We start from the raw sequence: 7,976 nt of genomic DNA on the forward strand, positions 1-7,976 counted from the left end.
ACTCGCAGTCGGAGGTCTATGCGCTGCTGAAATCGTGGGGGCTGCCGACCTCTGGTCGGTTCGAAGTCACGAAGGATGCCGCTGCGGCCGCCGAGTACGTGGAGAGGGACGGTGAGATTCGCCACACCGTCGAGGACGAGATCGACGGCGTCGTCGAGTAGCACGACGATCTCGCCCAGCAAGTCGAGTAGCGCGCCACGAGCCGGGCACCGCGCTGGGCGATCGCCTACAAGTACCCGCCCGAGCAGGTGAACACCAAGCTGCTCGACATTGTCGTCTCGATCGGGCGCACTGGCCGGGCGACACCCTTCGCGGTCATGGAGAAGGTGCGGGTTTCCGGTTCGGAGGTGCGCCAGGCGACGCTCCACAATCAGGATGTCGTGAAGCTCAAAGGTGTGCTCATCGGCGACACCGTCGTGTTGCGCAAGGCAGGCGACGTCATCCCCGAGGTGCTCGGCCCGGTGGTCGAGTTGCGGAACGGTTCCGAGCGCGAGTTCGTGATGCCCGCCGACTGCCCGGTGTGCGGCACGCCGCTGCGGCCCGCGAAGGAGGGCGACGTCGACCTGCGCTGCCCGAACGCGCGGTCGTGCCCTGCGCAGGTGATCGGGCGGGTCGAACACATCGGATCCCGCGGCGCCCTCGACATCGAGGGGCTCGGCGAGATCGGTGCGGTCGCCCTCACCCGTCCCGACATCCCGTCGCCCCCGCCGCTCGTCACCGAGGCCGGACTGTTCGCGCTGACGATGGCTGACCTGCTGCCGATCGAGGTGCGGGTGCGCGACGCCGAGACCGGCATCGTGAAGACGGATGCCGAGGGTCGCCCCGATCTGCGCAGCCCGTTCCGGCGCATCGTCACGCAAGCTCGCAAAGACCAGCCCGCGGTGACCGGGCCGAGCGCCGCGGCCGAGAAGTTGCTCGATGAACTTCAGAGGGCGAAGTCGAAAGAGCTGTGGCGCTTCCTCGTCGCGCTGTCGATTCGGCACGTCGGTCCGGTCGCGGCGCGGGCGCTCGCGGCGTACTTCGGCTCGCTCGACGCGATCCGGGCGGCCACGCGCGACGAACTCGCGGCGGTCGAAGGGGTCGGCGGAATCATCGCGGATGCCGTGCTCGAATGGTTCGAGGTCGACTGGCACGTCGAGATCGTCGAATCGTGGCGGGCGGCCGGGGTGCCGTGGTCGGTGCCCGGTCACCCGGGTCCGGGCCGTGCCGGGGGAGCCGAAGGGCCGCTCGCGGGCCTTACCGTCGTCGCGACCGGATCCCTCGAGGGGTACTCGAGGGAGGAGGCGCAGGAGGCGATCCTGCGGGCCGGAGGCAAGACGGCATCCAGTGTTTCGAAGAAGACCGACTTCGTCGCGGCGGGCCCGGGGGCTGGGTCGAAGCTCGCGAAAGCCGAAGAATTGGGACTGCGCATCCTTGACGCCGCGCAGTTCAAGCTGCTCGTCGAAAGCGGCCCCGACGCCCTGCCTCCGGTGGAGTAGAACGCTCAGTACAGCTCGAAGCAACGGACTCCGTCGTGGTTCGGGCCGATGACACCGGCCGCCGGTGGCCGCCGAGGTCGGAAATCGCAGGTGGTGCGCGGCATCGGGGTACAAACCGTTGCAAACGGGGTGCGATTTCGCGTCATAGTCGCCCCCGGCGCCGGTCTCTCTTGGTGAGACACCCAATCGGATGCGGGTCCGAACGGCGTCGACCGGCGGCGCATCGGGAAGTGGGTCCTGATCCCTACCCCCGATGCGCCGCTCCCTCGACAACAGGCGACTCGACAAACGTTGCCTCGACGGGTGTCACGAGGGGATTCGGCACGACCTGGCAGATCAAGCACCAGCGCGATTCGGGGCACACCAGGTACTCGATTTGGCCCAGCACGCGACGCAACGGATTCCGTCGTCTCACCCACCTCGAAGGCTCCACGGTACGTCCCCGTGGCCCTCGAATGGGTGTGAATGTCCCCTCATGTCCCCAGTTCGGGGGGCAAATGAGTCGATCCAGGGTCTTTTTGGCGTACCCACAGGATCCGCCCCCCTTTTGGGTGGCACCCTGACCCTAGAATGAGGGGCGTACGGTGATGCCCGCCCCCGTTAAGGTAGGCGCTCCGTGCGCTGGGCGATGGGACAACCCGACGTGCTGGTCGACGTCACGACGATTCTGTCTACCCCGGTGGTCGCTGCAGTCGTCGCCGGGGTCTTTGGCATGTCGTCCGTCCTTCTGCCCGTCACCGCCGCGACGGCTTCGGAGGCTCTCGCCCAGCCCTCCGTCGTGACCGTCGCCAGTGACGTTCCGCAGCCGTTCATCGGCCCCGACCCGGTCGGCGGCGGCTCATCGCTCGACCGGATCGCCCGTCTCGACGGCGTCGCCCTACTCGACCAGCTCGTCGACCTCACCCCCGGGGAACGCTCCGAGTTCATCGCGTTGTACCCCGAAGCGATCGGCGAGTTGGCGGCCACCCCGCCCGCCGCGACCGACGTGGCGATGTGGTGGAAGCGCACGCCCGCGAGCGCCCGGGACTCGCTGTGGATCGACCTTCCCGGTGTCGTCGGCAACCTCGAAGGAGTGCCCTACGCGGTGCGGGACAGCGCCAACCGCTCCTTCCTCGACCAGACCGTATCCGACATCCACGCCCAGCTGGATGCCGGAGTGGGTCGTGCGATGGAAGACGAGCTGCAGGCCCGCCTGCGCATGCTCAGCGCCGTCGAAACGTCGCTGCTCACCGGCGCGTCGGGGGAGCGGCGCACCCTCGTGTCACTCGACGTCACCGCCCAGGGTCGAGCGGTCATCGCGGTCGGCAACCTGACCTCCGCCGACTACGTGACCTTCTTCATTCCCGGGATGTACGTCGGCGTTGCCGAGCAACTCGTCGACTGGACCGGCAACGCGGAAACCTCGCTCATCGAACAGCAGCAGTGGCTCGACCGGCTCGACCTCGAGGGCGACGTCGCGACGATCGCCTGGATCGGCTATCAAACGCCCTCGGTCGTCAACATCGCCGGACTCGACCTCGCCTACCAGGGCCGGGATGTCCTGACCGGGTCGGTGCAGGGTCTCGACGCGGTTCGCTCCGTCACCGGCTCCGCCCAGGGGGCCGCCGACCCGGGTCCGTATGTGTCAATCGTCGCGCACTCCTACGGGTCGACCGCAGCGATGCTCGCCCTGCAAGAGAACGACATCTCGGTGGATGCGCTCATCCTGGTCGGTTCGCCCGGCAGCCCGGCGACGAGCGTCGACGACCTCAAGGTCACCGACCACAACGTCTGGGTGGCGGCCGCCGACACCGACCCGGTGCCGCGCAGTGGGGTGTTCGGCAGTCAGCCGCTCGACGCCGACTTCGGGGCCACCCGGTTCTCGGTGCGCGCGATGGGCGACCCGATCACCGGGGAACGGCTCGATGACATCACCGGTCACGTCTACTACTTCTGGCCCGGCACGACCGCGGTGCGCAACACGGCTCTGATCGCGATCGGGCAGGGCGAGTACGCCACGACCGACGCCTCGAACCTCTCTGAGGCGAAGGCATTGGCGCGGTAGCAGCGCGCCGCAGCAGCGACCGGCAGCAGCGACCGAGGAGGGTTCGCCTGCCTCGTAGACTTCCGGGGTGACTGAACGCTGGATTGAGCCTGTCGAAATCATCACCCCCGACGTCGTGTCGCATCTCGCGCATCTCGCCCGCATCGCTTTGACGGATGACGAGGTCACCCGCCTGACCGGCGAGCTGGCGCTGATCGTTGACTCGGTCGCGAAGGTGACCGCCGTCGCGACCCCCGACGTTCCGGCGACGAGCCACCCGATTCCGCTGGGCATGGTGACGCGGGAGGATGTCGTCGGCCCAACCCTCACCACCGAGCAGGCGCTGTCGGGAGCCCCGGCGCACGAGCTCGGCCAGTTCAAGGTGTCGAGCATCTTGGGTGAAGAACAGTGAGTGGAGGAGCAGTGAGCGCCCCCACCGGGTCGGACCTGATCACGAAGTCGGCCGCCGATCTCGCCGACCTGCTCGCGTCGCGCGAGGTCTCGAGCGTCGAGGTCACGCAGGCGCACCTCGACCGCATCGCCGCCGTCGACGGCGACATCCATGCGTTTCTGCACATCAACGCTGGCGCCCTCGATGCGGCCGGCCGGGTCGATACGCAACGTGCAGCAGGGGCACAGCTGAGCTCGCTGGCAGGCATCCCGGTCGCCATCAAAGATGTACTGTGCACCCTCGACATGCCGTCGACGGCGGGATCGAAGATTCTGGAGGGCTGGATTCCGCCGTACGACGCGACCGTCGTGGCGCGGATGCGGGCGGCCGGTCTGGTGCCGCTCGGCAAGACCAACATGGACGAATTCGCGATGGGCTCGTCGACCGAGCACTCCGCGTATGGCAACACCCACAACCCGTGGGATCTGACGCGGATCCCCGGCGGATCCGGTGGCGGTTCGGCCGCGGCGGTGTCGGCATTCGAGGCGCCGCTCGCGCTCGGTTCCGACACGGGCGGGTCGATTCGGCAGCCCGCGGCGGTCACCGGGTCGGTCGGCATGAAGCCCACCTACGGCGGTGTCTCGCGCTACGGAGCGATCGCTCTGGCGTCGTCGCTCGACCAGGTGGGACCCGTCACCCGCACGGTGCTGGATGCCGGCCTGCTGCATGACGTCATCGGCGGGCACGACCCGCGGGATTCGACCTCCATCCCGGACGCCTGGCCGTCGTTCGCCGACGCCGCGCGCGCCGGGTTGCGCGGTGAAGGGCTTCGCGGTTTGCGCGTGGGCGTCGTTGACGAGTTGTCGCAGGAGAACCAGGGCTTCCAGCCGGGCGTGCTGCAACGGTTCCGCGAGAGCCTGGCTCTGCTCGAAGCCCAGGGCGCCGAGATCGTCGAGGTGAGTGCGCCGTCGTTCGAGTACGCGATCGCCGCCTACTACCTGATCCTGCCGGCTGAGGCGTCGAGCAACCTGGCGAAGTTCGACTCCGTGCGTTTCGGCCTGCGGGTCGACGTGCCCGGTGGAACTGTCGAGGATGTCATGGCCGCCTCCCGCGAAGCAGGTTTCGGTGACGAGGTGAAGCGCCGCATCATCCTCGGCACTTACGCCCTTTCGGCCGGCTACTACGACGCCTACTACGGGTCGGCGCAGAAGGTGCGGACGCTCATCCAGCGCGACTTCTCGGCCGCGTTCGAGAGGTGCGACGTGCTGGCGACCCCGTCGGCGCCGACGACGGCGTTCTTGCTGGGTTCGAAGGTCGACGACCCGCTGGCGATGTACCTCAACGACCTGACGACGATCCCGGCGAACCTCGCCGGTGTGCCTGGCATCTCGATTCCCGCGGGCCTCGCCCCCGAGGACGGTCTGCCGGTCGGCATCCAGTTCATGGCCCCTGTCCGCGAGGATGCCCGCCTCTACACGGTCGGCGCGGCCCTCGAGTCCCTTCTGGAGCAGCAGTGGGGCGGCCCCCTGCTATCTCAGGCGCCCACCCTCGTTGGTTGAGTAGCCGCGAAGCGGCGTGTCGAACCCCTTCGTTGGTTGAGTAGCCCGTGAAGCGGCGTATCGATACCAAGATCGGCTAGTCGACCGGGACGACGGTGCCGCCGGTGATGCGCACGAGTTGCTCGTAAGTGAGCGGGAACACGGCGTGTGAGTGCCCCGCGGCGGCCCAGATCTCGGGGAACGTCTCCAACACCGGATCGACGATGGTGCGCAACGGCGCGGGGTGCCCAACCGGCGCGACCCCGCCGATCGCCTGCCCGGTCGCGACCCGGACGATCTCGGGCGTCGCCCGCTCGATCGCCTCGACCCCGATCCGTGCCGAAAGCACCACCGTGTCGACCCGGTGCCCGCCGGACGTCATGACGAGCAGCGGGTTGCCGTCGGCGACGAACACGAGCGAGTTGGCGATGGCACCGACCTCGACCCCCAGTGCGGCGGCTGCTTCGGCGGCAGTGCGGGCACCGTCGGGGATGTGGCGGATGCGGTCAGCCCCGGCAACACCGGCCGCCCGCAGCACGGCGCGCACGTTCTCCACCCCTCGCGGATAGTTCTCGGTCACGTTCTCGACGATATCGAGCCTCGGCATGCGGGTGCTGTTCATGTCTGCCGTCGGGCGGTGAGTAGTCGTGCGGCGACGCGGGATCGGGCCGGCATCGGGATCGGTCGTCGATCGGGGTCGACAGATCGGGGCGGTATCGCGACGAATCCGCGCACCGGATCTCGGTCGATCGTCCATCCGTTGTCGTGGACGAGCATGTGGTGGTGGCGACATAACAGGACGCCGTCGCGGGTGTCGGTGGGGCCGCCGTCGGCCCAGGGGATGCGATGGTGGGCTTCGCACCAGGAGGCGGGGCGGTCGCAGTTCGGGAAGCGGCACCCTCCGTCGCGGGCGGCAAGCGCGTCTCTCTGCTTCGACGAGAACAGCCGGCGGGTCACGCCGAGGCGGAGGGGTTCGCCGTCGTCGGTGAAGTGGATGGGCACGATGCCGGTGTCGCAGATGTGTTGCTCGGCGGTTTCGATCGAGACGGCTTCACTTTGGTCTTGGATGAAGGCTGGCCCACGTCGTTCGCGCAGATCGCGGTCGGTGACGAGCACGCGGACGGCGTGACGACGCGCGCCGAGCAGCTTGCCCGGGTCGACCTCGGTGCCGATGCGGAGCAGGTCAACGAAGGTGTCGAGGGCGATCTGCCCGAGGCTGCGCTCATCGGTGACGAGCTTCTCGGCCCGTTCACGCGACTCGTCGTCGATGAAGCGGGGTCCGCCGCGACGGGGTGAGGTGGCGGCGTCGTAGGCGGCGCCGACAATGGCTGCCGATGCGGGGTCGAGCAGCCCGGAGAGTTGGGTCATGCCGTTGACGAGGGGAGTGAGGGTGAGGTATCTCTTGTCGCGCAGCATCCGCTCCCGGTCGCGCACGCCGGCGGTGTCGAGGTCGTCGCGCAGTTGCCGGGCGCGGGCGGCGAGCTTCTCAACCGACAGGGTCGGGGCGAGAGCGACAAGCTCCCCGGCGGCGTCGGCGAGATCATCCGCCGCGACATCCTCAGTCGGCGTCCCGAGCCCGGTGCGGATGGCGTCGGCCTTCACGACCGACACGCGCCCCGCCGCGATGCCGGTGCCGACGGCGGTGAGCCAGGGGGCGGCATCCACGGTGAGCAGTTCACCAACTCGCACCAGAGTCTGCGCTTCACGCTTCGAGACTCCCGACACCTGCTCCACGAGCTTCTCGGGAGTACCGGCGCCGAGCCGCTGGGCGAGCCCGCCGAACCCGTCTTCACGGCGGGAGCGGTGCTTCACCTCGGCCGCGAACGCAGCCTGCGCCGCCTCCACAACCCGCCGCAACTCACCCAACTCCCGCGTGCCCGCGAGCAATGCGGTGTCGTCGAGCGCGCACGGGTTCGCCTCGAGCCACGAGGCGACCGCGGGGGTGGAAGGGGACATACATCCATTGAATCAACATTCGAACGTATGTTCTAGGTAGACCAACCATTCTCAGGATAAGTCGCACGAACCGACCCTGTGGAGGACTCGACATCCGCTGCCCGCCCGGCCACGGCATCCGCACCCACCCACGGCAAATACGATGGATGCCATGGCTAAAGCCGATCTGATGGACTACGACAAAGCGCTCGAACTCTTCGAGCCGGTGATCGGCCTCGAAATCCACGTCGAACTCAGCACGAAGACGAAGATGTTTTCCGACGCGCCGAACCCGGCGAACACCGAGAACCACGACGCCGACCCGAACACGCTGATCACCCCCGTCGACCTCGGACTCCCCGGCTCCCTCCCGGTCGTCAACGAGAAGGCTGTCGAGTACGCCATCTCTCTGGGGCTGGCGCTCGGCTGCGAGATCGCCACGTCATCCCGATTCGCGCGCAAGAACTACTTCTACCCCGACCTGGCGAAGAACTATCAGATCAGCCAGTACGACGAGCCGATCGCGTTCGAGGGCTCGGTGCAGGTCGAACTCGAAGACGGCACGACCGTCGACATCCCGATCGAGCGCGCGCACATGGAAGAGGATGCCG

General features: G+C 68.2%; 5 protein-coding genes and 2 pseudogenes. 5 read left to right on the forward strand and 2 right to left on the reverse strand.

Annotation, left to right across the window (positions count from 1 at the left end; translation table 11 throughout):
* From ligA to gatA, 4 genes and pseudogenes are all read left to right on the forward strand, one after another.
* Positions 1-1,478 (forward strand): annotated as a pseudogene (gene ligA / locus RMO30_RS11950) (NAD-dependent DNA ligase LigA); the annotation flags it as partial.
* Positions 1,479-2,106: 628 nt separating this feature from the next.
* Positions 2,107-3,522 carry an alpha/beta hydrolase gene (locus RMO30_RS11955; RefSeq protein ID WP_309713759.1) on the forward strand — a complete coding sequence of 472 codons (1,416 nt, stop codon included), beginning with the start codon at positions 2,107-2,109 and terminating at the stop codon, positions 3,520-3,522.
* Between the two features lie 67 nt (positions 3,523-3,589).
* Positions 3,590-3,913, forward strand: a complete 324-nt coding sequence (gene gatC / locus RMO30_RS11960) for an Asp-tRNA(Asn)/Glu-tRNA(Gln) amidotransferase subunit GatC (RefSeq protein WP_309713762.1) — start codon at positions 3,590-3,592, stop codon at positions 3,911-3,913.
* Between the two features lie 11 nt (positions 3,914-3,924).
* Positions 3,925-5,451, forward strand: coding sequence for an Asp-tRNA(Asn)/Glu-tRNA(Gln) amidotransferase subunit GatA (gene gatA, locus RMO30_RS11965; RefSeq protein WP_309713765.1), 1,527 nt, complete (start codon positions 3,925-3,927; stop codon positions 5,449-5,451).
* Between the two features lie 76 nt (positions 5,452-5,527).
* Here gatA and RMO30_RS11970 read toward each other — a convergent pair whose 3' ends face one another.
* Positions 5,528-6,037 carry a YbaK/EbsC family protein gene (locus tag RMO30_RS11970; RefSeq protein ID WP_309713767.1) on the reverse strand — a complete coding sequence of 170 codons (510 nt, stop codon included), beginning with the start codon at positions 6,035-6,037 and terminating at the stop codon, positions 5,528-5,530.
* 11 nt (positions 6,038-6,048) lie between these two features.
* On the reverse strand, positions 6,049-7,386 hold the full coding sequence (locus RMO30_RS11975) for a DUF222 domain-containing protein (RefSeq protein ID WP_309713768.1): 1,338 nt from the start codon (positions 7,384-7,386) through the stop codon (positions 6,049-6,051).
* A gap of 151 nt (positions 7,387-7,537) precedes the next feature.
* Between RMO30_RS11975 and RMO30_RS11980 the strand changes: the two are divergent.
* Positions 7,538-7,976: pseudogene (locus RMO30_RS11980) on the forward strand (Asp-tRNA(Asn)/Glu-tRNA(Gln) amidotransferase GatCAB subunit B); the annotation flags it as partial.

The sequence above is a fragment of the Pseudolysinimonas sp. genome (assembly GCF_031389465.1).
Classification (GTDB): Bacteria; Actinomycetota; Actinomycetes; order Actinomycetales; family Microbacteriaceae; genus Pseudolysinimonas_A.

Excerpts from the sequence above, each read along its gene's own strand:
- RMO30_RS11955 (WP_309713759.1), top strand. The coding sequence starts at position 2,107 with ATGGGACAACCCGACGTGCTGGTCGACGTCACGACGATTCTGTCTACC.
- RMO30_RS11970 (WP_309713767.1), bottom strand. The coding sequence starts at position 6,037 with ATGCCGAGGCTCGATATCGTCGAGAACGTGACCGAGAACTATCCGCGA.
- RMO30_RS11975 (WP_309713768.1), bottom strand. The coding sequence starts at position 7,386 with ATGTCCCCTTCCACCCCCGCGGTCGCCTCGTGGCTCGAGGCGAACCCG.